We start from the raw sequence: 24,803 nt of genomic DNA on the forward strand, positions 1-24,803 counted from the left end.
TCAAACAGCGGAGTGGTTCGGGATGGGCAAGGTAACCTCGGTCACTATCGACGAGCAGCTCGATATGTTCATTGGCGAGCAGGTCACCCAGGGTCGTTTCAAGACGGCGGACGCTGTCGTTGAAGCAGGCCTGCGATTGCTGCAGAAACGTGAAGCGGAGATAGAGGCCATCCGCGCTGCCATCATCGAGGGAGAGGAATCCGGCGAGCCGGTGGAGTTTGATTTTGATAAGTTTTTGGAAGAAATGAACCTACGATACGTCAGAGCTCAATAAGCTTGGCGTATCGGACTTGCGCATGAACATTGCCGCGCATCTCTAACCCGAAGGGGCCTTGCGAGGCGCCCGATCCCCTTGCACGGCGCGTCAATCTCGCTAAAAGTGCGGCAAACCAACGGGCTTGGGTTCCGAGCCTCCCGCACACGAACGGACTTCTCATCATGGCATCCAGAAAAGACGTGAAGAAAGTCGTCCTCGCCTATTCCGGCGGGCTCGACACCTCGATCATCCTGAAGTGGCTTCAGACCGAACTCGGCGCTGAAGTCGTCACCTTCACGGCCGATCTCGGTCAGGGCGAAGAGCTTGAGCCTGCCCGCAAGAAGGCCGAGATGCTGGGGATCAAGGAGATCTTCATCGAAGATGTGCGCGAAGAATTCGTGCGCGACTTCGTCTTCCCGATGTTCCGCGCCAATGCCGTCTATGAAGGCGTGTACCTGCTCGGCACCTCGATTGCGCGGCCGCTGATTTCCAAGCACCTGATCGAGATCGCCAAGAAAACCGGCGCCGACGCAATTGCCCACGGCGCGACCGGCAAGGGCAATGACCAGGTTCGCTTCGAGCTTTCAGCCTATGCGCTGAACCCCGACATCAAGATCATCGCCCCTTGGCGCGACTGGTCTTTCAAGAGCCGCACGGATCTCCTGAACTTCGCCGAACAGCACCAGATCCCGGTGGCCAAGGACAAGAAGGGCGAGGCGCCGTTCTCGGTCGACGCCAACCTGCTGCACTCCTCGTCCGAGGGCAAGGTTCTGGAAGATCCGAGCCAGGAAGCGCCGGAATATGTGCATATGCGCACGATTTCCCCGGAAGCGGCTCCGGACAAGGCGACCGTCATCAAGGTCGGCTTCCGTAGGGGTGATGCCGTCTCGATCAACGGCGTCGAGATGAGCCCTGCGACGCTGCTCGCCGAACTCAACAATTACGGTCGTGACAATGGCATCGGCCGTCTTGATCTCGTTGAAAACCGGTTCGTCGGCATGAAGTCCCGTGGCGTCTATGAGACCCCCGGCGGCACGATCCTGCTCGCCGCCCACCGTGCGATCGAGTCGATCACGCTCGACCGCGGTGCTGCGCATCTCAAGGACGAGTTGATGCCGCGCTATGCCGAGCTGATCTATTACGGCTTCTGGTTCTCGCCGGAACGCGAGATGCTGCAGGCGCTGATCGACAAGAGCCAGGAGCATGTCGAAGGCGAAGTGACGCTGAAGCTCTACAAGGGCAATGTCATGGTCACGGGCCGCGAGTCCTCCAAGTCGCTCTATTCCGACAAGCTCGTCACCTTCGAGGACGACCAGGGCGCTTATGACCAGAAGGACGCCGCAGGCTTCATCAAGCTCAACGCGCTGCGCCTTCGCACGCTCGCCAAGCGCAACCTGTCCAAGTAAGCCAGTTTCGCAGATCCGTTTTCGTGGCCCGTCGCATCTCTGGTGCGGCGGGTTTTTATTTGCGGATCGGATTGGTGGCTGTCAGTGCGATATAGGCGATCAGCGCCACGAGTTGCATGGCCGGGATAATGGTGCCAAAGGCGGCCAGGGGATCCCCCATCATTGCCGCCACCACGCCGCCCATGAAGCCCGCGCTCATCTGGATGAAGCCGATCAGCGCGGCCGCAGAGCCGGCAATCTCCGGATGGGGGGCCAGTCCCGCCGTGGTGATCTGGGGCGAGATGAAGGCAAAGCCGAAGGTGGAAAAGGCAATCGGTCCCATGATCGACAGGAAGTTGGGCTCCAAAAGTGCGACCGATAGGGCAACAAGCGTGCCGCCAATCGCGATGAGGCCGAAGCCCGCATGCACCGATCCCTGGGGCCCGAGGCGTTTCGAGAGCACCCGCAGCAACAGGGAACCGAGAAAGAACGAGCCCGATTGCATCAGCATGCCGATCCCGAACTGGGTCGGCGTTAGCCCGATCCTGTCGATCATGATGAAGGGCAGCATGGCGGCCTGGGCATAGAGGCTGCCGATGGTGCCGGCCATGATGATGGCTGGCAACATGACGCGCGGATCCCGAAGCAGCCGGCCATAGGCCCCGAACAGTTGGCGCGGCTGGATCAACCGGCGGTCCGGAACGGCCGTTTCCGGCATGAACAGCATGGTGACCACGCTCGCGACGATGCCGAAGACGACCATCAGCGCAAACACCGCCTGCCAGCCGGATAGCGATAGCGCCAGGCCACCAATGGAGGGGGCGGCGGCAGGGCCGACGGCGAGGAATATCCCGATCAGGTTCAGGATGCGCGCGGCCTGTTCTCCGAGGAACTGGTCGCGGACGATGGCGCGTGAAATGGTAATGCCGACGGAGGCGCCGATGCCCTGGATCAGCCGCCCTGCAAGGAGAAAATCGATTGTCGGCGCAAAGGCCGCAACCAGGCTTCCCAGGAGATAGATCAACAGAAAGCCCGTGGTCGCCGGTCGACGCCCGAACGCATCGGACATCGGCCCAGCCAGCAGTTGCGCACAGGCAAAGCCCGCGAAATAGAGCGACAGGCTTAACTTGATCGCGGAATCCGTGGTTGCGAATGCATGGACCAGTTCCGGCATTGCTGGCGTGTAGACGGCCATGGAGACGGGACCGATGGTGGTCAGAAGCGCGCCGATCAATGCGGTGCGACGTTCACTCATGCGCGGATTGGTCATTTCGGTGGCATTACTCGGCAGCAGGGACAGGGGCAAGGAGCCTGGCCATGGCCAAGTTCAACGCGCTGATCCTAAACCGACACGGCTGTTATGGAAACCATCGTGTTGATCAACAGTGAGTATTCTTATCGACTGGCTATGAAAAACAGGCGCTTACGTATCGAGAAAATTCACCGCGGCGCGCAATACGCCGATATTGTCCTGATCGCCCACATTGAGTGCGATCTCAAGCTGGTCCTGATAAAAATCACGGAAGTTGAAGGGCGTATCGTCTGTCACGGCGGAGAGGTCGACTATCCGACCCTGCTGATCAATCGCCTGCATCGGCAGTTCGGCAGATAGCTGGCGATAGGTATCCTGATCGATCGCCCCGTTTTCGAAGCCGTGCAAGGCGCGTTCGCGCAATTGACGTGGTGTAATGGCACCGTATCCGGTGACCACTTCCTCGAACTTTTCGGTCGCGCTATCATTTCCGACAAGGGAAGACGTCTGGGAATAGGACGTCTGGTCGCGCTGGCTCTTGTTTTCGTTTTTGTATAAGAAATTCCCAATGGAACGCAGAGAATATATTTCCATGAAGGATATCCTCCGATTGATCGGCAGTTGAGAAAGCCTATCTTTGGCCGGAGATTAGCGTCAATCGTTAACGAAACGTCAAAGTTCAAATATTGGTGTTATCCACCAGTTTTGTTGGAATTAACGAGGCTCAGCTACACCGCTTGATAACTAACTTTCAGTCTATCTCCGCCTGACACATAACAGTTTTACAATAAGGAATGCCGATGTCGTCGAATTCACATGTCAATCCCGCTTTGGTCGAGTGGAGTGGCGTCCATGGTCTGCCGCGATTTGAGGCCGTTCACGATGACGATTTCGCGGCGGCCTTCGATGCAGCGCTGGCCGAGCATGATCGGGAGATCGATGCCATCGCCGGTGATTCGCAGGCGCCAAGCTTCAGCAACACGATCATTGCTCTGGAGATAGCCGGTGACAGCCTGTCGCGGGTATCGTCCTTGTTCTGGAACCGGGCGGGCGCCCATACCAACGAGACTATCCAGGCGCTGGAGCGGGACATCGCGCCCAAGATGTCGCGTCACTACTCGAAGATCGGCATGAATGCCGCACTGTTTGCGCGGATCGATGCGCTTTGGGAAAAGCGCGACACCCTGGGCCTGACCGGCGAGGAAATGCGGGTCCTGGAGCGGCATTGGAAGGGTTTCGTCAAATCGGGCGCGAAACTGCCGCGCGAACAGCAGGAGCGGCTGGCTGGCATCAATGAGCGTCTGGCGAGTCTTGGTGCGAAGTTCGGCCAGAACGTACTGGCCGACGAAAAGTCCTGGACGCTGCCGCTGGCGACCGAAGCCGATCTTGAGGGTATCCCCGCGTTTCTGCGCGATGCCATGGCATCGGCGGCGGCCGAACGAAAGGTCCATGCGCCTTACGCCGTCACGCTGTCGCGGTCGATCATCGAGCCTTTCCTGACATTCTCAAGCCGCAGGGACCTGCGCGAGCAGGCGTTCCGCGCCTGGGTGGCGCGCGGTGCCAATGGCGGGGAGACGGATAATCGCGACATCGTCAAGGAGACGCTGGCGCTGCGTGCGGAGAAGGCTGCGTTGCTGGGTTATGCCAATTATGCTGCCTACAAGCTCGACAATACCATGGCCAAGACGCCAGAGGCGGTGAATGGCCTTCTGCGAAAGGTCTGGGACAAGGCTCTTGCTCGCGCCCAAGACGAGGAGCAGGAACTGGCGCAATTGATCGCCGAGGAAGGCCGTAACCATGAGGTTCTGCCCTGGGATTGGCGTCACTATGCGGAAAAGCTGCGCAGCCGGAAGTTCAACTTCTCCGAGGCGGAGTTGAAGCCCTATCTCCAGTTGGAGAAGATCATTGCCGCCTGCTTCGATGTGGCATCGCGCTTGTTCGGCATCACGGCCGTGGAACTGCCTGATGTGGCGGCTTATCATCCCGATGCGCGGGTATTCGAGATCCGGGATCGCGACGGGCGGCTGGTGGCGATGTTCATCGGCGATTACTTCGCCCGGGCGTCCAAGCGGTCTGGCGCCTGGATGAGTTCGTTCCAGTCGCAGCACAAGCTCAAGCTGAAGAATGGCGCGGATGGCGAAATCCCCTTTGTCTACAATGTCTGCAACTTCGCCAAGCCCGAGGAGGGCAAGCCCGCGCTGCTGTCGCTCGATGATGCCCGCACCCTGTTCCACGAATTCGGACACGCGCTGCATGGCATGCTGTCCAACGTGACCTACCCGTCGGTCTCGGGAACCGGCGTATCGCGCGATTTCGTGGAGTTGCCGTCCCAGCTCTACGAGCACTGGCTGACGGTGCCCGAGATTCTGAAGCAGTATGCCGTTCATTTCGAAACCGGCGAGCCGATCCCGCAGGCGCTGCTGGACAAGGTTCTCGCCGCGCGAAACTTCAATTCCGGTTTTGCCACGGTCGAGTTTACCGCCTCGGCGCTGGTGGACATGGCCTTCCATACCGCCGATGCAGTGGAAGACCCGATGGCCGTGCAGGACAAGGTGCTGGCCGAGATCGGCCTGCCGCAGTCCATCGTCATGCGTCATGCAACGCCGCACTTCCAGCATGTCTTTGCCGGCGACGGCTACTCCGCAGGCTACTACTCCTACATGTGGTCTGAAGTGCTGGATGCCGACGCGTTCGCTGCTTTCCAGGAAAAGGGCAGCGCCTTCGACGGCGAGACGGCCCGGAAGCTGCGCGACAATATCTATTCGGTGGGCGGCTCCATCGATCCGGAAGAGGCTTACCTGGCGTTTCGCGGCAAGATGCCGAGCCCGGATGCCATGCTGGCCAAGAAGGGTCTCGCAGCCTGAAAGCGCGTGCAATGCGATAAATTCGGCGCCGCCGGTAACCATTGATTGGTTGCCGGCGGTTTGCCCTCTTTCGCAAATGCAAAAAACAAGGTATGAGCGCCGCAAAGTAAATCGGCGCCTCCTCCCATGTGCGCCCCAGCTATCAGAGATCATTGTCATGAAAATGCGCAACATCGCGATTATCGCGCACGTCGACCATGGAAAAACGACCCTAGTGGACGAGCTTCTCAAGCAGTCCGGTTCTTTCCGTGAAAACCAGCGTACCGCTGAACGCATGATGGATAGCAACGATCTCGAAAAGGAACGTGGCATCACCATTCTCGCCAAGGCGACGTCGATCGAGTGGAAGGGTCATCGTATCAACATCGTCGATACGCCCGGCCACGCCGACTTCGGTGGCGAAGTCGAGCGTATCCTGTCGATGGTGGATGGCGCGATCGTTCTGGTCGATAGCTCGGAAGGCCCAATGCCGCAGACCAAGTTCGTGGTCGGCAAGGCGCTGAAGGTTGGCCTTCGCCCGATCGTGGCGATCAACAAGATCGACCGTCCCGATGGCCGTCATGAAGAAGTCATCAACGAAGTCTTCGACCTCTTCGCCAATCTCGACGCAACCGACGAGCAGCTCGACTTCCCGATCCTCTACGGTTCGGGCCGTGATGGCTGGATGAACGTCAATCCGGAAGGTCCGAAGGAACAGGGCCTTGCCCCGCTTCTCGACCTGGTTCTCGAGCACGTGCCGGCACCCACCGTTGAAGAAGGTCCGTTCCGCATGATCGGGACGATCCTCGAGGCAAACCCCTTCCTCGGCCGCATTATCACTGGTCGTATTGCCTCCGGCTCGATCAAGCCGAACCAGTCGGTCAAGGTGCTTGGCCAGGACGGCAAGACCATCGAAACCGGCCGTATCTCCAAGATCCTCGCTTTCCGCGGCATCGAGCGCACGGCCATTGAAGAGGCGCATGCAGGCGACATCGTCGCCATCGCCGGCCTTTCCAAGGGCACTGTTGCCGACACCTTCTGCGATCCCTCCGTTACCGAGGCGATGAAGGCCCAGCCGATCGACCCGCCGACCGTCACCATGTCGTTCATCGTCAATGACAGCCCGTTGGCCGGCACCGAAGGCGACAAGGTCACGAGCCGCGTTATCCGCGACCGCCTGCTGAAGGAAGCCGAAGGCAATGTTGCGCTGAAGATCGAGGAAGCAGAAGGCAAGGATTCGTTCTTCGTTTCCGGCCGTGGCGAATTGCAGCTCGCCGTGCTGATCGAAACCATGCGCCGCGAAGGCTTCGAGCTGGCCGTGTCCCGTCCGCGCGTCGTCATGCACAATGACGAGAACGGCAACCTGATGGAGCCGATCGAAGAAGTCGTGATCGACGTCGATGAGGAACATTCCGGCGTGGTCGTTCAGAAGATGTCCGAGCGCAAGGCTGAGATGACGGAACTGCGTCCTTCGGGCGGCAACCGCGTTCGCCTCAAGTTCCTGGCCCCGACCCGTGGCCTGATCGGCTACCAGTCTGAACTGCTGACGGATACGCGCGGCACGGCGATCATGAACCGCCTGTTCCACGACTACCAGCCCTACAAGGGCCCGATCAACGGCCGCGTCAACGGCGTGCTGCTGTCGAACGGCTCGGGCGAGGCCGTTGCCTATGCCATGTTCAACCTCGAAGACCGCGGCCCGATGATCATCGAGCCGGGCGAAAAGGTCTATCAGGGCATGATCATCGGTATCCATACCCGTGACAACGACCTCGAAGTCAACGTTCTCAAGGGCAAGCAGCTGACCAACATCCGGGCTGCCGGCAAGGATGAAGCCGTGAAGCTGACCCCGCCGATCCGCATGACGCTGGACCGCGCGCTGTCTTGGATCCAGGATGACGAGCTGATGGAAGTCACGCCGAAGTCGATCCGGCTGCGCAAGATGTTCCTCGATGCCAACGACCGCAAGCGGTTCGAGAAGCAGCGGGCCGCGCAGGGATAAGCCCTGGGAATTTCGCTTGATACCTATTCAATGCCCCGGTCTTGCGATCGGGGCATTTTTGTTGTGGCCCATGTGCCGCGCGGCCTTGCGGCAAACCTTAAAGATGCGTTAAATTTCTTGCCAAGGTCCAGCGGATGGATCGAGGACGGAGCAGCTTTTGGCATGATGCCTGGGGCTAGCCCGCGCCGACGGGGCAAGAGAAGCGTTATGAAGACGTTGTCAATCGATGTCCGCCCTGCGGAACAGCAGGACGCGCGGGCTATTTCAGAGGCGCATCGCCTATCCTGGCAATCGGCCTATGCCGGTCTCATTCCGCACAAGCCTTTGACGAAGATGATCGAGCGTCGCGGAGAAACCTGGTGGCGCAAGGCGACCGTTGGACCTGCGACGGTGATGGTTGTCGATGTGGCCGGCGTCATCGCGGGTTACGCAACCATGGGCCTGAACCGGGCCCGTGCCCTGCCGCAGGAAGGCGAGATCTACGAGATTTATCTGCGGCCGGAATATCAGGGCATTGGCCTTGGCTATGTTCTCTTTGGTGAAGCGCGGCGTCTGCTGAAGTCGCTCGGCTGCAATGGACTGGCCGTTTGGTGCCTTGAGGACAGCGAGCACGCTGCACAGTTCTTCCGGTCTAATGGCGGCATCGATGCCGTCGAGGGCATGGAGGATTTCGGCGACGTGAAGCTCAAGAAGCTTGGTTTCATCTGGGAGCAATAAGGTTTGGCGCGGGCATGCCGTTTGGCGCCCGCGCCCTCTTTTTCCTACTGCTCTACCTCGGTCTCTGTCTCTTCACCCGGCCAGGAATGGGTTGCATCCGCAGCCTTGTCGCCGCGGCGACCGTGCCATAGCGCTTCTTGCTCCATGCATGCAAAGCTGGTTGCGTATTTGTCCGCCACCGCGCGGGCCAGTTCGTTGGATTGCGGGTTCGCAAGAGCATCGACATAGCCCACCACGCACCCCATTCTGTCATTCGGCTGGGCGACGCGGGAAATCACCAGGACCTGACCCAAGGACTTTTCGTCCGGCACGCCATTCTCACCGACATTCTCGATGAACCAGCGCAAGATGGCGGCATAGGGTTTGCCGGTGCCATCGACGCGCCATTCGATGCGGTTGTTGACGCGATTGAAGGGTTCGAAGGATTCAAATCCCTGCTCCAGGATGTCCTTGCGAATGGGCCCGTAGAAAACGCTTTGCCGCAGGTCGCCCTCGGAAAAGTGAACCTGATAGCTGCGATAGCCAGTACATGTCAGGACCGCCCCCATGTCGTCCGATGTCACGGTCTTGCAGCGGTCCAAATCTAGGTCCGTATAAACGCTATCGGCTGCGGATGCAGGCACGGTCATCATCGCTTGCAAAGCAATGACCGACAAAACCAAACTTACATGTTCTCGCCGCAAGCTCATCCCAACTCCCTCGATCCGCTTCGCGCCTTTTCATAGCACAGCCAAATAACAATTTCTGCCGGGGTTCGATCACCAAATATAGCGGCCTGTCACAGTAACCAAATGCTGCGATTCTATCGGGCTAGCCGAAAGCCGTGTTGCAATGCGCAAGAAATCCCATTACCAAGCGCCAGAAATCAAACCTCATGGGGTAGAACATGCGTATCGATGCAATTGCCATTGGTAAAAATCCGCCTGAAGACGTGAATGTCATCGTCGAAGTTCCGGTAGGCGGCCACCCCATCAAGTACGAGATGGACAAGGATGCCGGCGCACTGGTCGTCGACCGCTTCCTCTATACGCCGATGACCTATCCGGGGAACTACGGCTTCGTGCCCCACACGCTGTCGGAAGATGGCGATCCGGTCGATGTGCTGATCTGCAACACCCGTCCGCTGGTGCCCGGTTGCGTCATCGCCGTCCGTCCGATCGGCGTCATGATCATGGAAGACGATGGCGGCAAGGACGAGAAGATCCTGGCCGTGCCGGTTCCGAAGCTCACCCAGCGCTACGACAAGATCCACAACTACACCGACCTGCCTGAGATCACGTTGAAGCAGATCGAGCACTTCTTCGAGCACTACAAGGATCTCGAGCCCGGCAAGTGGGTCAAGATCGGCGGATGGCAGGATGTCACCGTCGCCAAGCGCCTGATCGTTGAAGCCATCGAGCGCTACAAGGCCAAGAAGTAACGCTAGCCGCCGGCCAAGACATCAAGTCTATTTGACAAATCCTCCGGGTCGCCAGCGATCCGGAGGATTTTTTGTCTCGAGGTGTCGCCCGAAATTATCTGTATCGAGGATTTTGGCGTGCCGAGGGTCTTGGCGAGAAGCTCGATCAGAGCCTTGTTGGCCTTGCCCTTTTCGGGAACGGCGGAGACACGCACCTTGAGGTGGATCTCCCCCGCGGCATTGGTTTCAACGCCGTCAATAGCATTGCGTCCGCCTGAAGGCGTCAGGCGGACGGCCAGTCTGATGTGATCGCGATGGACGATGAAGGCCTTGCTCAAGACACCAGTGACAGCAGTGCCGGCTGAATCGGGTTCGAGATGATCATCTGCAGGAAATAGATGATCAGAATCAGGACGATCGGCGAAATATCGATGCCGCCCAGATCGGGGAGAATACGACGGATCGGGCGCAGGACGGGTTCGGTTACGTTGTACACGAACGAGCCGACCGAGTTGACGAAGCGGTTGCTGGAATTGATGACATTGAAGGCATAGAGCCAGGAGAAAATGGCGCTGGCAATCAGGATATAGACAAACAGCGATAGCGCCATCTGAATGACTTGGATAAAGGCAAAGACTATTCCGGCCATTGAGCACTCCATTTCTCGGTTGACAGACATGTAGACATTGGCAACTAAGCGGGCAAGTACTGCGGGCCGGCGGATAACGAATCATGTTTAACGGGCGGCGCGGCCGCACGTTTTTTGTCATCGCCCCTGTAGGAAAGACCCTCGATGATCATCGCGGCCTCAGGCGATCGGTTTGCCGCATTCCGGCATGCGTCGTATACTAAATTCTTCATCGCGCGATTTCTTGGCGGTTTTGCCACGCAGATCCTCAGCGTCTCTGTCGGCTGGCAGATGTATGACGAAACCAAGAGCGCCTTTTATCTGGGCCTGATCGGCCTAGTGCAGTTCCTTCCATCGCTTCTGCTGATCCTTGTCACAGGCTCGGTTGCGGACCGCTACAATCGCCGCGCCATCGTCACGATCTGCATGGCGGTCAGTGCCGGCTGCGCCGGCGCCATGCTGTTCATCACGCAGACGGACAGCTTCGACCCCACGCTGGTGTTTATCATTCTCACCGTGTTCGGCATCGAGCGGGCTTTCAATGCGCCGGCCGTGCAATCCTTGGCGCCAAACCTGGTGCCGCCCGCCGACCTGCCCAATGCCGTGGCGTGGAACTCGTCGTCGTGGCAGATCGCCTCCATCCTGGGTCCTGTCGCTGGTGGCCTTCTCTATGGTTTCAGCCCCGTCATGGCCTATACGGTGTCGTTGGTCTTCTTTGCGGGCGCTGCCATCCTGGTGCTGCTGGTGAAGAAGCCGCATCAGCGGTCGTCGTCGAAGGCGGTGAGCTGGGGGACGATCCTTGCGGGGTTCCGATTCATCTTCGGCGAAAAGGTGGTGCTGGGCGCCATTTCGCTCGATCTCTTTGCGGTCTTGCTTGGCGGTGCCGTCGCGCTGATGCCGGTTTTCGCCAGCGATATCCTGACCCTCGGCCCTTGGGGTCTCGGCCTGCTTCGGGCAGCGCCGGGCATCGGTGCGATCGTGGTGGCGGTCGCGCTAGCGAGCTTCCCCATCCGTCACAATGCCGGCCTGTTCATGTTCATCGGCGTTGCCCTGTTTGGCGCGGGAACCATCATGTTCGGCCTGTCCGAGACCGCCTGGATCTCGATTGCTGCGCTTATGCTGATGGGGGCTGCCGACATGGCGTCGGTCTATGTGCGCGAGACCCTGATCGCGCTCTGGACGCCTGACGAGGTGCGCGGCCGGGTGAATGCCGTCAACATGGTGTTTATCGGCGCCTCCAACGAACTGGGCGAGTTCCGCGCCGGCACCATGGCCCACCTCATCGGGCCTGTCCCGGCTGTGGTGTTTGGCGGAGCGGGAACGCTGGCCGTGGCTTTGATCTGGGCGCTCGGTTTCCCGCAATTGCGCAAGATCGACAATCTTGACCTGCCGACGAGCCAGAGCAAGGGCTGAGCGGCTTATTGCGCCGCCTGTTCTTGCTTTTCGAACACCAGATCCAGGAAATCCGATAGCCATGCCTTGAGCGGGGCGTCGAACAGCATTCGCCCTTCGAGATGAACGCGCCCGACCTGGGCATTGGGCATGACGAAGCGGTGCGCGCCATGCACGACCCAACGCTGCATCATCGCGCGGGTCAGTTCCGCATGGAACTGCAGCCCCCAGGCGTTCTCGCCGTAGCGAAAGGCCTGGTTGGGGTAGGTATCGCCGGTGGCCAGAAGTTTGCTTCCGTGCGGCAGGTCAAAGCCTTCGCGGTGAAAGTGGTAGACCATCCTAGGCCAGTGCATCAGCAGACGGCCATGCTCCGTGGGATGGAGCGGATACCAGCCGATCTCCACCTGACCATCCGGCCTTGGGGCCACCATGCCGCCGAGATGACGGACGAGCATCTGCGCGCCGAGACAGATGCCGAGATAGGGGCGGTTCTCCTTGAGCGGCACGTCGAGCCAGTCGATTTCCGTGCGCACGAAAGCATCGGGATCATTGGCGCTCATCGGACCGCCGAAGACCACGGCGCCGGCATGCTGCTGCAAAGTATCGGGCAAGGATTGGCCGAGCACCGGCCGTCGGATGTCGAGCGGAAAGCCCTTTGCCTCCAATAGCTGTCCGACGCGACCCGGACTTGACCGTTCCTGATGCAGGACGATCAGGACAGGCCGTTTCCGACTAGGTCGCGACGGGTTATGGAGCATCGTCTTCTCGGGGATTGTCGGCACGGGCGGCTGCGTCGATGCGCTGCTGCACGCGCTCCCGGTCGGACACACCAAGGAGATCGGCGACGCGCCAGACAACATGGTCTTCCAGCTCGTTGCGCTGGCCGTCCGCATAGACGATATCCCAGAGCACACCGATCAACTGGTGGCGCTGGTCCTCGTCCAGCGTGCGCTTCAGGTCCGAGGTAAAGCGATAATAGTCGACCGCCTCGCTTTCGGCCTGGTGGCCGGCCTGGAGAACGGCATCCAGTTTCGCTTTGTCGAGACCATATTGTTCGCTGAGCAGCTCGCGAAGGCGCTTTGTCTCGACATCCAGCACGATGCCATCGGCCTCCATCACCTGGATGCACAGGGCAGCCACGGCAATCAGGGGATCATCGGGCGCAATTTCTCCTGCAGGACGGCTGGAAGCAAGGTTCTGGAAAAAGGATTGGAGGCGTTCAAGCATGAGCGGGTCGCGGTCACCTAAAAAAGTTTCAATCGGTTCTGGCCATCTGCGGGCTGGCTGCCGGCACGAACGCCGGGATCGTCAGGCGGGCGGCCGAAGAAAGGGTCGGCTGGACCCAATTTTTGTGATGGCGAGGCCTCCGCCGGCTTGGCGACGGGCGCAGACGACCCTTCTGGCATCACGATGGTCTCTGCGGCAGGTTCTGTCTTCGCGGGCTGCTCGACCACGATCTCGGTCCGCGATTGCAGCGGCGGCAGGGTGCTGAGCGCTCGGTCCACATTCGCTGACCGGCCATTTTCAAGCGCACCTTCCAGCTGACCGAAAGGCATCTTCCATTCGAATGCGTCGAGACGGCCCGAGACCGGCGACAGCGGAAGCCATTTGTCCGAGACGATGCCATCCGCCACCCAGGCCGGATCACCCGGCGCCTTCAGGGCCTGGCCCATCCAATGGCGCACGCGGCCCTGGTCGCCGGTTTCCGCTTCTTCGATATCGGCCAGCAGCAGGTAGACCCGCTCGCTCTGCTCCATACGGGCGGCGGCTTCCGCCTTGGCGCGAGCCTTGGCAAAATCCTGGGCGCTCAGTGCCGCCTCGGCCACGGCGAGCAAAGCCTCGGGATTGTTGGGTTTCAAGGATTCCAGCCGCTCGGCCCGCTTGACGCGGTCGACGGCTGCATCGCCGCTGCGCAGACGCAGATAGACGGTGGCGAGTTCCGGATGTGGGGCGAGCTTCCAGGACTGTTCGATCACGGAGGCAGCCTTCTTCAGATTGTCCTCGCGGATATAGGCCTTTGCCGCGACGACGGCGGCCGGCACCAGATCCTTGGCAAGCTTGAGCGCCTGCACGGCATTGTCGCGCGCGACGGCCGGATCGCCCTCCAGGGCATCCTGTGCCTTGGCGGTCAGCAGCACGGCCTTGAGGCGGTCGGCCTCCTTGCGATCCAGCACATGGGCGATGCGCTGCTGGTCGAGAAGGCGGATGGCGTCGTCCCATTGGCCGGACTGGCAGCGATATTCCAGTGCCGCCTTGGCAGCCCAAGGGAGATAAGGTGCCTGATCGGCTGCCTTTTCGGCATATTGCCGCGCGGCTTCATAAGCGCCGAGCCGTGTTGCTTCGGCATAAAGCCCACGCAGGCCTAGTTCGCGGGTTTCCGGGTCATTGGCCATCTGCTCAAAGAGCCGGCGGGCCTCTTCATGCTTACCCTCCGCTATCGCGGCCTGGGCCTCCAGCACCAGGATCAGCGGCTCCTGGTCGGCGCGCAGCAGACCACGGGCGCGGGCGCTCATCTTGCGCGCCATGACCGCATTGCCGGCGCCAGCCGCAATCAGCCCTGTCGAAAGCGCCTGATAGCCGCGGTCGCGGGTGCGTGCGCGGAAATAGCGACGGACGGAATGCGGCGAGGTCCAGAGCGTGCGAAGCAGCCACCAGGAGATCATGACGACCGCGACGATGGTGACGACCAGCGTTGCGGCGACCGTCAGGCTCATTTCGATGAGCTGACCTTCCCAGAGAACCGAAAGCTGTCCGGGACGATCGGCAAGCCAGGCAAAGCCGAAGCCAAGCGCGAGGACGACGAGGATGAATGCGAGAATCTTGATCACGTGTTCGCCCTCAACCCTTGCCGTTGACCGCATCCGTCAGCGCGGTGCTGACGATGGTCTCGACCTCAAGCCGCGTCTGGAGCGCGGAATGGAAATCCGTCGATGCCGCCTTGCCGGCCTCCGGCAGGGTCTGCCATTCGAGTTCGGCCCCCTTCAGGTCGCCGTTTCGCAACTTGTCTTCCATGCGGGCGACAATGGCTTCGGGTGCATCGCCTTCGATATTGCCGACAGGGCGGACCTTGACGACGGACATGGCGCTGGAGAGCAGGCGGTCGGTCCAGCCTTCGCCTTGAACCGGCTGGTTGATGGCATTGAGGATGGCGTCTGCCGTGGCCGGCATGCGCCGCACAAGTTCCGCGCGAGACAGGATGCCGACGGATGCATGGGGCTGGAGGGCAGCCACAGCCGGATCATCCGAGCGGATGCCGGCGAGTGTGTTGAGTTCGCCCAGGAAGGGGCCGCCGCGATCAATCGCGGTTTTCAAGGCCGCGACGGCAATGGCATGGGCCATGCTGACATCCTGGCGCGGCTCGTCCAGCTTGGTTTCCGCCTGGGTCAGGCGGGTTTCGACGGCGGCGGCGTTGTCAGACTGGGATTGCTTGACCGTGGCAAGCTCGGCCTTCAGGGCCGCGATATCCTGGGTGGATTGGGCGAGGGCCGCCTTCAACGCATCGATGGCCGCTTGTGCTTCACCGGACTGTCCAGCGGATCCCTGAGCGGCTTCGAGATCGGCGATGCGTTTTTCCAGCGCGCCATCCGCGACAACAGGAGTGCCGGTCGACAGACGCGCGACCTCGGCCTTCAGCGCCGCGATGTCGGAAGAGAGGCCTGATGTATCGGACGAGGATCTTTGCTCCGGCCCGATGCCCGGCAGGATGCCGCCATATTGGAGGGCTCCAGCACCGGCTAGCGCGATCAGGCCCCCGAGAATGCCGACCGCCGCAAGGCTCGCAAAGGCCGGCGATTTCTGCACGGGTGCGGGACGTGTCGCGGCGACCTCCTCCTTGGGAGCTTCGGTAGCCGGGGTCGCCGTCTCTGCACGGTCGGCATCCGGCTGCGCGGCGTCTTCGGTCTGTACGGTTTCCGATTCGGGCGCTGGCGTGCCGGCCGTGTTGATATCGGCGATGCTGTCTGCTGGTGCGGCGGCTGCCATGCCTTCCGGCACGGGCGATGCTTCCGGTTCGCCGGGTTTTGTGATCTCGGGATCGGATGCCCCGGTTGGGGTTGCCCCGGTGTCGATGGGCGCGTCCACCGCTTCCCGTGGCGTCTCGTCCCGCGCCTCAAGGTCAATGGTGACCGGATCGTTCTTGGGCCTGGAGTGGCGTGGCGGCTTTCCCGAAACCATGTCAACCTCTTATGCTTGCAGTATCCTGAAAGTAGTCAGATGCGTTCGCGAAGGAAAGGGGCGAGATCAATTTTGGCCCCCGACCTCAAAGCATTTCCGCATTCCCCCGAAACGCGAAAACGCTCCATGCCAGTGTCTCGTCGCAATGCCCGAGGCAAAGCCGCTAGGCGATTTTGCCGGGATTGCTTGAGATCAGCGCCAAGAGAGATGCCTCCTCCGGTGTCGCCGATGCCTCGGCTCTAGCGACAAAAGGTGAAGGGATCGCGGCAAGAACATTGGGACTGAGACAGAAAAATCGCATGTCCCGCAAAATGACATCGAATGCCGGGTTGGTGACGAGAGCAAAGAAGCGGCGAGCGGCTTCGGCGGAATAAAACAGCGCCGCCTCCGGTCGCTCCCGCCGCAATCGCTCCGCGAGATCATCTGCATCGTAGACGATGCTTTCCATTCGGTAACATTCGCAGACGACCAGCGGCACCCGTTGCGACGCCAGCCGCGCTTCAAAGCGCGGCGAGCGGGGAGAGCCGGCGAGATAGAGCAGGGGGTTTTCCGCGCTTGCGTCCGCCAAGGTCAGGGCGACCAGATCGGCAAGGGATTCCCCTTCGCCTGCTGCGATCCGGATATCGCGGAAACCGAGACCGCGCGCTGCCTTGGCGGAGGCTGCACCCACGGCGAACAAGGGTCGGGACAGATAGGGCGCGAGAGCGTCACCCAAGGGCGCGATTGCCCTCGTCGCCTCGGCGCTGGTCAGCACCAGTGCGGCATGGGGTCTCTGCATTGCTTGTTCGGCGGCGGCGGTGTCATGCACCGGCCTGCTGAGTGGCACGAGCAGGGGCTGATGACCCAGTTCGACAAGGCGGCTGGCCGTTTCACGCCCGGCATGGTCCGGCCGTGTCACCAGAACCCGCACCGTCTCAGCTCCAGGCCTCGAAAAAGCCGCTGCCGGCCTTGGCCCTGACATCCTGGCCGGCCTTCAGGCCCAGCGCCTTTGCCTCTTCCCGTCGACCTTCGACGGTGATGCTGTGGTGCTGGCTGCCATCAGGGGTCAGGATCATGCCGGAAAAGCGGAGATGATCACCCTCTGCTACAGCATAGCCGGCTATCGGCGTGCGGCAGGACCCGTCGAGCGCTGCCAGGAAGGCCCGTTCACAGGATACGGCATCGTGCGTTGGGCGGTCATCGATCGCGGCGAGCAGATCGGCAACGCGCTTGTCGCCAACGCGGCTTTCAATGCCGATGGCGCCTTGCGCGGGCGCGGGCGGAAAATCGGCCGGGTCCAACAGTTCGGTCACGACCTCTGGTTTTCCAAGGCGCCGGAGCCCGGCATATGCCAGCAATGTGGCATCCACCTGGCCCTCCGCCAGCTTGCGCAGACGTGTATCGACAAGGCCGCGATAGACCACCACGTTGAGATCAGGCCGAAGCCTGCGAATCAAGGCCTGGCGTCGCAGCGATGACGAACCGACCGTCGCGCCATGGGGCAGCTCCACCAGACGAGGAGCGGCGGCGCCGATGAAAGCGTCGCGCACGTCCTCGCGTGGAAGAAAGGCAGACAAATGCAAACCGTCGGGCAGCGCCGTCGGCATGTCCTTCGACGAGTGCACGGCAATATCAAGATCGCCAGACAGAAGCTGCTGCTCCAGCTCCTCCGTGAAAAGACCCTTGCCGCCGATCTCCGACAGCGATCGGTCGGTGATCCGGTCGCCTTTGGTCGACAGGACCACGATCTCGAACATGTCTTCTGGCATGCCGTGGGCGGCGGCCAGGCGGTCGCGGGTTTCATAGGCCTGGGCGAGGGCGAGCGGGCTGCCGCGCGTACCAATCCGGAAAGGTTTTGTTTGCATCCGAACTTATCCGTTGTTACCGACAGTCGTCGTAACCGGCTTTCGGCCCTATCGCAATCAATGAACTGATCAGATGGATTCCTTTCTGCGTATTCTCGGCATCGAGACCAGCTGCGACGAGACCGCTGCCGCCGTGGTCGTGCGACATGCGGATGGTCGCGGCGAGACCCTGTCGGACGTGGTGTTGAGCCAGCTGGACGAACACAGCCCGTTTGGCGGCGTCGTGCCAGAGATTGCGGCTCGCGCCCATGTGGAAGCGCTGGACGGTCTGATCGCCGAGGCGCTGGCCCGGGCCAACACGAAGCTTTCGGACATCGACGCCGTCGCCGCCACGTCAGGTCCCGGCCTGATCGGCGGCCTGATTGTCGGGCTGATGACCGGCAAGGCCATCGCGCGCGTCGCCGGCAAGCCGCTTTACGCCATCAACCATCTCGAAGGCCACGCGCTGACGGCGCGGCTGACCGACGAACTGACTTTTCCCTATCTCATGCTGCTGGTCTCCGGCGGGCATACCCAGCTCGTGTTGGTGCGGGGCGTCGGCGACTATCAGCGCTGGGGCACGACGATCGATGATGCGCTGGGCGAAGCCTTCGACAAGACGGCCAAGCTGCTCGGGCTGCCTTATCCCGGTGGTCCGGCCGTGGAAAAGGCGGCGAGGAACGGAGACCCCAAGCGGTTCACGTTTCCGCGACCCCTTGTTGGCGAAGCCCGGCTCGATTTTTCCTTTTCCGGGCTGAAGACGGCGGTGCGCCAGACGGCGGAATCGATAGCGCCTGTCGGCGAGCAGGCCATCGCCGATATCTGCGCCTCCTTCCAGCGCGCCATCGGGCGTACGCTGGAGGATCGTATTGGCCGGGGCCTTGCGCGGTTTCGGCAGGAGTTTCCAGATTATGATGGTATGCCGGCGCTGGTCGTGGCGGGAGGCGTGGCGGCGAACCAGGAGATCCGCCGTGTGCTGCAGGGTCTTTGCGACAAACATGGCTTCCGCTTCGTGGCGCCGCCCCTGCAGCTTTGCACCGACAATGCCGTGATGATTGCCTGGGCCGGACTTGAACGGATGGCGGCGGGCATGCCGGCCGATGATCTCGATGTGGCACCGCGCTCCCGCTGGCCGCTTGATGGCGAGGCGAAGGCCGTGATCGGTTATGGCAAGCGGGGAGCCAAGTCTTGAGCCAGCGCGAGAAGATCGTCGTCATTGGCGCCGGCGCATTCGGCACCGCGCTCGCCTCGGTGATGGCTCTTGAAGACAAGGCGGATGTGACCTTGCTGGGGCGTGACCCTGCGCTGATGGCCGACTTGAGAAATGACGGGTTCCACGATGCGGTGCTGCCGGGCATAAGACTGCCTGATCCGCTGACTTATGCCTTCGAGCCGGAGGTGTTGACGGATGCCGGAACCGTGCTGTTCGCCATGCCTTCTCAGGCGCAGGCGGATGCGGCCATGACCTACGCTCCCTATCTCTCTCCCGCGGCGACCATCGTCACCTGCGCCAAGGGGATCGATCGCAACTCGACCCGGCTTTTGACCGACGTGCTGGAGACGGAGCTGCCAAATCACGGCATCGCCGTGCTGTCCGGTCCCGGTTTTGCCGCGGATATCGCCAAGGGCCTGCCGACCGCCATGGTGATAGCGGCGGCTTCCCTGCCGGAGGCGGAACGGTTGGCTCACAGCATTTCCGGCCGCAGCTTCAGGCTTTATGCATCGGCGGATCGCACGGGCGTCCAGCTGGGCGGCGCCCTGAAGAATGTCCTGGCGATTGCCTGCGGTATTGTTGAGGGCATGGGGCTGGGGGATTCCGCCCGGGCGGCCCTGATTTCGCGGGGTCTCGCCGAGATGTCGCGCTTTGTTGCGGCGATGGGTGGCAGGGGAGAGACGGTACAGGGCTTGTCCGGCCTGGGCGATCTCGTTTTGACCGCCACCAGCCACCAATCACGCAACCTGCGCTTCGGTATCTCGCTTGGAAAAGGCGAGCCGATGGACCATGCGCGCGGGGGCCTGGTGGAAGGTGCCTTTGCCGCGGCCGTTGCCGCACGCCTGGCCGAGAGCCATGGCGTTGACATGCCCATCACCCAGGCGGTGGCGGCGATTGTCGATGGCAAGCTCGATATCCGCACGGCACTCGAGCAATTGATGACCAGGCCGATCACGACAGAATAACCGATCAATCAAGGAGACAAGACCATGCTATTTGCCGTCATCTGCGCCGACAAACCCGAAAGCCTTGATCTGCGCATGGCAACGCGGCCGCCCCATGTGGAATGGCTCAACGGCCTGAACGCCGCGGGAACGCTGAAGATTGCCGGCCCCTTCCTCGACGCCAACGGCAAGCCGAACGGCTCGCTGCTGATCATCGCGGCTGACGACATCGACGCCGCCAAGGCCATCGCATCCCAGGATCCCTATGCCAAGGCCGGCTTGTTCGCCAATGTCGAGATCAAGCCTTACAACTGGGTCTTCAACAATCCCGAGGCGTGATCCATGGCGCATTGGCTCTACAAGTCGGAACCCTTCAAGTGGTCCTGGCAGATGCAGAAGGATGCCGGCGAGAAAGGCACCGAATGGACCGGCGTGCGGAATTATCTCGCCCGCAACAACATGCGGGCGATGAAGATCGGCGACAAGGGGTTCTTCTACCACTCCAACGAGGGGCTGGAGATCGTCGGCATCGTCGAAGTCTGCGCCTTGTCCCACCCGGACTCGACGGCTGAAGGCGATCCCAAATGGGACTGCGTCGATATCCGGGCGGTCTGCGATATGCCGAAGCCGGTGTCCCTGAAGGATATCAAGGTCAATCCCGCGCTTGCCAAGATGTCGCTCGTCACCTCCATGCGCCTGTCGGTGCAGCCGGTCACGGATGAGGAATATCTGGAGGTGTGCCGGATGGGCGGCCTGGACAACCCGCCGCGCTGAGGGAAAACCTTGAAGACCGATGCCGAGCGCTTCATCCTCGACAACACCGCGCTGATCGCCCCGCCGCATGTCCCGGAAATCCGGCTGCGGCTGGCGAGCGAGGTGCATGATCTCTGGCTGAAGACCGAGGAAGACCTGGAGCAGATCGGCCTGCCGCCGCCCTTCTGGGCCTTTGCCTGGGCCGGCGGGCAGGGGCTTGCCCGCTATGTGCTCGATCACCCCGAGACGGTTTCCGGCAAGCGCGTGGTGGATTTCGCCAGCGGTTCCGGCCTCGTCGCCATCGCGGCAAAGCTTGCCGGGGCGGAGCATGTCTTGGCTGCCGATATCGATCCGTGGACCGAGACGGCGATCGGGCTCAATGCCGCCGAAAACGGCGTTGCGGTTGAATTTGTGGGTGCTGACATTGTCGGGCGCGACCTCGATGCGGACATTCTGCTGGCGGGCGATGTGTTCTACGATCGCGATTTCGCCAATGCGCTCATTCCCTGGTTCGACAGGCTCAATGCAGGCGGCGTCCGCGTGCTGGTCGGCGATCCCGGGCGCAGCTATTGCCCTAGGGATCGCATGGAGCCGCTCGCGACCTATGAAGTGCCGGTGACGCGGGTGCTGGAAGACAGCGAAGTCAAGAAGACCACGGTCTGGCGCTTCCGGTGATCAGAGCGTGTCAGGGGCGGATGACGCAGACGCCGACCTCGTAGCTGCAGGCGTTATTGCCCTGGATTTCGATGATCCTCGCCTTGGGCGCGAGGATGGGGCCATCGGCCGGACCGAGATTGCCGCTCACCATGAAATAGTTGCCGACGCCCTTGATGCGAACCGCGGAAATCGCCCCGGAATAGGTGCCAATGCCCGGAACGACCGAGGGCAGTCCGTTGGGCGAGGTCACGCCGGCGTTGTGATCCTTGCGATCATGGCGATGGTGCTTGCGATAGTCGGCTGATTCGCTGCCATGGCGGCGATCACCATGCCGTTCGTAGCCACCGGCCACGGCACTGCCTGCACAAAGGGCGAGGCTGAGGACGACAAGCGAGCAGGCGGAACGACGAAAAAACATGGGACACCTTTTCACTAAAAACCATCATTAACGCATCGTTAACGACAGCTTGATAGTTTTTGCTCCCGTTGTCATCCGATTGGACCGAGATTTCGTAAAATCCTTTGGGCTGCTGGCGCTTAGACCTTCGTAGGCAGGCGTTTCTCACCCGAATCGATTAAATTGGAACTCTAAAGCAATAGTGCTTGTCGTTCCTCAATTGGGCGATTAAACGTCGCGAATGATGCAATGCACCCTGTCTATTGCGCGTGCAGTGCACGGAGGAATTCCGAGTTCCTCGGAACGCATAGGAACGCCGCGAGGTAGTGATGGCGAATGTGAATAGCAACCGGCCGTTGTCGCCGCATCTTCAAGTCTACAAGCTCATTCCGACGATGGCGATGTCGATCATTCATCGCATCACCGGGGCTGCGCTGTATTTCGGCACCATCCTGGTCGCATGGTGGCTGGTGGCGGCCTCGACGGGCGCGGCCTATTTCGACTGGGTCAGCTGGTTCATGGGCACCATCATCGGGCGCCTGATCCTGTTCGGCTATACCTGGGCGCTGTTGCACCACATGCTCGGCGGCCTGCGGCATCTCATGTGGGACCTGGGCTATGGTTTCGAGAAGGAATTCTCGACCAAGCTCGCCAAGGCCAACATCATTGGGTCGATCGTGCTGACCATCCTGGTCTGGGTGATTGCCTACGCCGTTCGTTTCTGAAGGATTGACATCATGGACATGCGCACTCCCCTGGGCAAGGTTCGCGGGCTGGGCTCGGCGAAAGAGGGAACCGAGCATTTCTGGCGCCAGCGGCTGACTGCCGTTGCCAACATTCCCCTTCTGCTCTTCTTCGTCGGCTTCCTGGTGATGTATGGCAGTGCACCCTATGCCGAGGTGGTGGGCGCTTTGTCGCACCCGCTGGTCGCGGTGGTCATGGGTCTCGTCATCATCTCCGGCCTGATCCATATGAAGCTGGGCATGCAGGTGATCATCGAGGATTACGTGCATCACGAGGGTGGCAAGATCATTCTGCTGATGCTCAATACATTCTTTGCGATCCTGATGGGCGGACTCTGTCTTTTCGCCATCTTGAAGATCGCATTCGTAGGATAGTTCATCATGGCAACTCCCAGTTCTCCCGCTCAAAACGGCAAGGCCTACAAGTTCGTCGATCACTCCTATGACGTCGTCGTTGTCGGTGCGGGCGGCGCCGGTCTTCGCGCGACGCTCGGCATGGCCGAGCAGGGCTTCAAGACGGCCTGCATCACCAAGGTGTTTCCGACGCGCTCGCATACGGTCGCGGCCCAGGGCGGCATCGCCGCATCGCTGACCAACATGACGCCCGATTGCTGGCAATGGCATCTCTACGACACCGTCAAGGGCTCCGACTGGCTCGGCGACGTCGATGCCATGCAGTATCTGGCCATGGAAGCGCCAAAGGCGGTCTATGAGCTGGAGCATTACGGCGTGCCGTTCTCGCGCAACGAGGAAGGCAAGATCTATCAGCGGCCCTTCGGCGGCCATATGCAGAACTACGGCGAAGGCCCTCCGGTACAGCGCACATGTGCTGCCGCCGACCGCACCGGCCACGCCATCCTGCATACGCTCTACGGCCAGTCGCTGAAGAACAATGCCGAGTTCTTCATCGAATATTTCGCGCTCGACCTGATCATGTCCGAGGACGGCAGCCGTTGCGTCGGCGTGGTGGCCTGGAACCTTGATGACGGTACGATCCATCGCTTTGCCGCCAAGATGGTGGTGCTGGCGACCGGCGGTTACGGCCGTGCCTATTTCTCCGCGACCTCGGCCCATACCTGCACCGGCGACGGTGGCGGCATGGTGGCGCGCGCTGGCCTGCCGCTGCAGGACATGGAATTCGTTCAGTTCCATCCGACCGGCATTTATGGTGCCGGCTGCCTGATCACCGAAGGTGCGCGTGGCGAAGGCGGCTATCTGGTGAACTCGGAAGGCGAGCGCTTCATGGAGCGTTATGCCCCTTCGGCCAAGGACCTCGCATCGCGCGACGTCGTGTCCCGCTGCATGACGATGGAAATCCGCGAAGGCCGCGGCGTCGGCAAGAACAAGGACCATATCTTCCTGCATCTGGATCACCTGGATCCTGCAGTTCTGCATGAGCGCCTGCCCGGCATTTCCGAAAGCGCCAAGATCTTCGCCGGCGTCGATGTGACCCGCGAGCCGATCCCGGTCCTGCCGACGGTGCATTACAACATGGGCGGCATCCCCACCAATTACTGGGGCGAGGTGCTGAATGCCGATGGCAACAATCCCGAACGCATCCTGCCCGGGTTGATGGCCGTAGGCGAAGCGGGCTGCGCCTCGGTGCATGGCGCGAACCGCTTGGGCTCCAACTCGCTGATCGACCTGGTCGTGTTCGGCCGCGCGGCGGCCATCCGCGCCGCAGAGGTCATCGACCGCGCCTCGCCGGTGCCCTCGCTCAATGTCGCCGCCTGCGATCGCATCATGGACCGCTTCGACAAGACGCGTCATGCCAGCGGCTCGACGCCGACCGCGGTCCTGCGCGACAAGATGCAGCGCGCCATGCAGGAAGACGCCGCCGTGTTCCGCACTCAGGAAGCGCTGGAAAGCGGCTGCCGTCGTATCTCGGCCATCTGGAAGGAACTGCCTGACATCAAGGTCACCGACCGTTCGATGATCTGGAACTCGGATCTGGTCGAGACGCTTGAGCTGCATAACCTGATGGCCAATGCGATCACCACCGTCTACAGCGCCGAGGCCCGCAAGGAGAGCCGCGGTTCGCACGCCCGCGAAGACTACACGTCCGGCCCGTTTGGCGGTCGCGACGACGAGAACTGGCGCAAGCACACGCTGGCCTGGGTAAGCGAGGCTGGCGACATTAAGCTCGACTATCGCCCTGTTCACACCGAACTGATTGCCGACGGCATCGATCCCAAGAAGATCGCGCCAAAGGCACGCGTGTACTGA

27 protein-coding genes are annotated in these 24,803 nt (G+C 61.3%); 15 read left to right on the forward strand and 12 right to left on the reverse strand.

The genetic code is table 11. From position 1 onward, the window contains the following. Positions 1 to 22: 22 nt before the first annotated feature. Complete coding sequence (locus B9A97_RS09610; RefSeq protein ID WP_084365108.1) at positions 23 to 274, forward strand: type II toxin-antitoxin system ParD family antitoxin; 252 nt, start codon at positions 23 to 25, stop codon at positions 272 to 274. A 164-nt stretch (positions 275 to 438) separates the two neighbouring features. Then, positions 439 to 1,662, forward strand: a complete 1,224-nt coding sequence (locus tag B9A97_RS09615; RefSeq protein WP_084365109.1) for an argininosuccinate synthase — start codon at positions 439 to 441, stop codon at positions 1,660 to 1,662. 55 nt (positions 1,663 to 1,717) lie between these two features. Here the strand turns inward: B9A97_RS09615 and B9A97_RS09620 are convergent, their stop codons facing one another. Continuing rightward, entirely contained in the window at positions 1,718 to 2,896 is a 1,179-nt protein-coding gene (locus B9A97_RS09620; RefSeq protein ID WP_084365271.1) for a multidrug effflux MFS transporter, read from the reverse strand. Positions 2,897 to 3,064: 168 nt separating this feature from the next. Beyond that, the gene (locus B9A97_RS09625; protein WP_084365110.1) at positions 3,065 to 3,487 is read right to left on the reverse strand and encodes a hypothetical protein; all 423 of its coding nucleotides are present in this window, start codon (positions 3,485 to 3,487) and stop codon (positions 3,065 to 3,067) included. Between the two features lie 206 nt (positions 3,488 to 3,693). Here B9A97_RS09625 and B9A97_RS09630 point away from each other — a divergent pair, with 206 nt between their 5' ends. The 3 genes from B9A97_RS09630 to B9A97_RS09640 all read left to right on the forward strand — a co-directional run bounded on the left by B9A97_RS09630 (position 3,694) and on the right by B9A97_RS09640 (position 8,455). Continuing rightward, positions 3,694 to 5,757 carry a M3 family metallopeptidase gene (locus B9A97_RS09630; protein ID WP_084365111.1) on the forward strand — a complete coding sequence of 688 codons (2,064 nt, stop codon included), beginning with the start codon at positions 3,694 to 3,696 and terminating at the stop codon, positions 5,755 to 5,757. A gap of 157 nt (positions 5,758 to 5,914) precedes the next feature. Then, entirely contained in the window at positions 5,915 to 7,738 is a 1,824-nt protein-coding gene (gene typA / locus B9A97_RS09635) for a translational GTPase TypA (RefSeq protein WP_084365112.1), read from the forward strand. A 207-nt stretch (positions 7,739 to 7,945) separates the two neighbouring features. After that, positions 7,946 to 8,455, forward strand: a complete 510-nt coding sequence (locus B9A97_RS09640; RefSeq protein ID WP_084365113.1) for a GNAT family N-acetyltransferase — start codon at positions 7,946 to 7,948, stop codon at positions 8,453 to 8,455. A 44-nt stretch (positions 8,456 to 8,499) separates the two neighbouring features. On the opposite strand, the gene B9A97_RS09645 is transcribed toward B9A97_RS09640, so the two are convergent. After that, positions 8,500 to 9,036: a hypothetical protein gene (locus tag B9A97_RS09645; protein WP_244564170.1), complete on the reverse strand. Its 537-nt coding sequence runs from the start codon at positions 9,034 to 9,036 to the stop codon at positions 8,500 to 8,502. 305 nt (positions 9,037 to 9,341) lie between these two features. On the opposite strand from B9A97_RS09645, the gene ppa reads away from it, so the two are divergent. Further along, positions 9,342 to 9,875, forward strand: a complete 534-nt coding sequence (ppa, locus tag B9A97_RS09650; protein WP_084365115.1) for an inorganic diphosphatase — start codon at positions 9,342 to 9,344, stop codon at positions 9,873 to 9,875. 2 nt (positions 9,876 to 9,877) lie between these two features. Here the strand turns inward: ppa and B9A97_RS09655 are convergent, their stop codons facing one another. Continuing rightward, positions 9,878 to 10,192, reverse strand: coding sequence for a DUF167 domain-containing protein (locus B9A97_RS09655; protein ID WP_084365116.1), 315 nt, complete (start codon positions 10,190 to 10,192; stop codon positions 9,878 to 9,880). Next, positions 10,189 to 10,533, reverse strand: coding sequence for a YggT family protein (locus tag B9A97_RS09660; RefSeq protein ID WP_084365117.1), 345 nt, complete (start codon positions 10,531 to 10,533; stop codon positions 10,189 to 10,191). Before B9A97_RS09660 ends, B9A97_RS09655 begins: the two co-directional genes overlap by 4 nt. A 114-nt stretch (positions 10,534 to 10,647) precedes the next feature. Here B9A97_RS09660 and B9A97_RS09665 point away from each other — a divergent pair, with 114 nt between their 5' ends. After that, on the forward strand, positions 10,648 to 11,895 hold the full coding sequence (locus tag B9A97_RS09665; RefSeq protein ID WP_084365118.1) for an MFS transporter: 1,248 nt from the start codon (positions 10,648 to 10,650) through the stop codon (positions 11,893 to 11,895). Positions 11,896 to 11,900: 5 nt separating this feature from the next. On the opposite strand, the gene B9A97_RS09670 is transcribed toward B9A97_RS09665, so the two are convergent. The 6 genes from B9A97_RS09670 to hemC all read right to left on the reverse strand — a co-directional run bounded on the left by B9A97_RS09670 (position 11,901) and on the right by hemC (position 17,891). Further along, positions 11,901 to 12,632 (reverse strand): glutamine amidotransferase, encoded by a 732-nt coding sequence (locus B9A97_RS09670; RefSeq protein WP_084365119.1) that lies wholly within the window; start codon positions 12,630 to 12,632, stop codon positions 11,901 to 11,903. Continuing rightward, positions 12,622 to 13,101 (reverse strand): tellurite resistance TerB family protein, encoded by a 480-nt coding sequence (locus tag B9A97_RS09675; RefSeq protein ID WP_084365120.1) that lies wholly within the window; start codon positions 13,099 to 13,101, stop codon positions 12,622 to 12,624. The genes B9A97_RS09670 and B9A97_RS09675 overlap by 11 nt, the downstream gene beginning before the upstream one ends. A gap of 17 nt (positions 13,102 to 13,118) precedes the next feature. Further along, positions 13,119 to 14,702 (reverse strand): heme biosynthesis protein HemY, encoded by a 1,584-nt coding sequence (locus tag B9A97_RS09680; RefSeq protein ID WP_179145259.1) that lies wholly within the window; start codon positions 14,700 to 14,702, stop codon positions 13,119 to 13,121. A gap of 10 nt (positions 14,703 to 14,712) precedes the next feature. Then, positions 14,713 to 16,047, reverse strand: coding sequence for a COG4223 family protein (locus tag B9A97_RS09685; protein ID WP_084365122.1), 1,335 nt, complete (start codon positions 16,045 to 16,047; stop codon positions 14,713 to 14,715). Between the two features lie 163 nt (positions 16,048 to 16,210). Beyond that, positions 16,211 to 16,957, reverse strand: coding sequence for a uroporphyrinogen-III synthase (locus tag B9A97_RS09690; protein ID WP_179145260.1), 747 nt, complete (start codon positions 16,955 to 16,957; stop codon positions 16,211 to 16,213). A 4-nt stretch (positions 16,958 to 16,961) separates the two neighbouring features. Further along, the gene (hemC, locus tag B9A97_RS09695; protein WP_084365124.1) at positions 16,962 to 17,891 is read right to left on the reverse strand and encodes a hydroxymethylbilane synthase; all 930 of its coding nucleotides are present in this window, start codon (positions 17,889 to 17,891) and stop codon (positions 16,962 to 16,964) included. Positions 17,892 to 17,964: 73 nt separating this feature from the next. Here hemC and tsaD point away from each other — a divergent pair, with 73 nt between their 5' ends. The 5 genes from tsaD to B9A97_RS09720 are packed head-to-tail and all read left to right on the forward strand — an operon-like array spanning position 17,965 to position 21,455. Further along, positions 17,965 to 19,062 carry a tRNA (adenosine(37)-N6)-threonylcarbamoyltransferase complex transferase subunit TsaD gene (tsaD, locus tag B9A97_RS09700; protein WP_084365125.1) on the forward strand — a complete coding sequence of 366 codons (1,098 nt, stop codon included), beginning with the start codon at positions 17,965 to 17,967 and terminating at the stop codon, positions 19,060 to 19,062. Then, positions 19,059 to 20,048, forward strand: a complete 990-nt coding sequence (locus tag B9A97_RS09705) for an NAD(P)H-dependent glycerol-3-phosphate dehydrogenase (RefSeq protein ID WP_084365126.1) — start codon at positions 19,059 to 19,061, stop codon at positions 20,046 to 20,048. Before tsaD ends, B9A97_RS09705 begins: the two co-directional genes overlap by 4 nt. A 24-nt stretch (positions 20,049 to 20,072) precedes the next feature. Continuing rightward, entirely contained in the window at positions 20,073 to 20,366 is a 294-nt protein-coding gene (locus B9A97_RS09710) for a YciI-like protein (RefSeq protein WP_084365127.1), read from the forward strand. Between the two features lie 3 nt (positions 20,367 to 20,369). Next, on the forward strand, positions 20,370 to 20,801 hold the full coding sequence (locus B9A97_RS09715; RefSeq protein ID WP_084365128.1) for an EVE domain-containing protein: 432 nt from the start codon (positions 20,370 to 20,372) through the stop codon (positions 20,799 to 20,801). A 9-nt stretch (positions 20,802 to 20,810) separates the two neighbouring features. Continuing rightward, entirely contained in the window at positions 20,811 to 21,455 is a 645-nt protein-coding gene (locus B9A97_RS09720) for a class I SAM-dependent methyltransferase (protein ID WP_084365129.1), read from the forward strand. Positions 21,456 to 21,465: 10 nt separating this feature from the next. Here the strand turns inward: B9A97_RS09720 and B9A97_RS09725 are convergent, their stop codons facing one another. Then, positions 21,466 to 21,855 carry a hypothetical protein gene (locus B9A97_RS09725; protein ID WP_084365130.1) on the reverse strand — a complete coding sequence of 130 codons (390 nt, stop codon included), beginning with the start codon at positions 21,853 to 21,855 and terminating at the stop codon, positions 21,466 to 21,468. 308 nt (positions 21,856 to 22,163) lie between these two features. Between B9A97_RS09725 and sdhC the strand changes: the two genes are divergently transcribed. From sdhC to sdhA, 3 genes are read left to right on the forward strand one after another with little or no spacing between them, the layout of a single operon-like run. Continuing rightward, on the forward strand, positions 22,164 to 22,559 hold the full coding sequence (gene sdhC, locus B9A97_RS09730) for a succinate dehydrogenase, cytochrome b556 subunit (RefSeq protein ID WP_084365131.1): 396 nt from the start codon (positions 22,164 to 22,166) through the stop codon (positions 22,557 to 22,559). A 12-nt stretch (positions 22,560 to 22,571) separates the two neighbouring features. Continuing rightward, positions 22,572 to 22,952, forward strand: coding sequence for a succinate dehydrogenase, hydrophobic membrane anchor protein (sdhD, locus tag B9A97_RS09735; protein ID WP_084365132.1), 381 nt, complete (start codon positions 22,572 to 22,574; stop codon positions 22,950 to 22,952). A 6-nt stretch (positions 22,953 to 22,958) separates the two neighbouring features. Next, the gene (gene sdhA, locus B9A97_RS09740) at positions 22,959 to 24,803 is read left to right on the forward strand and encodes a succinate dehydrogenase flavoprotein subunit (RefSeq protein ID WP_084365133.1); all 1,845 of its coding nucleotides are present in this window, start codon (positions 22,959 to 22,961) and stop codon (positions 24,801 to 24,803) included.

The sequence above is a fragment of the Rhizobium sp. RU36D genome (assembly GCF_900176345.1).
Classification (GTDB): Bacteria; Pseudomonadota; Alphaproteobacteria; order Rhizobiales; family Rhizobiaceae; genus Allorhizobium.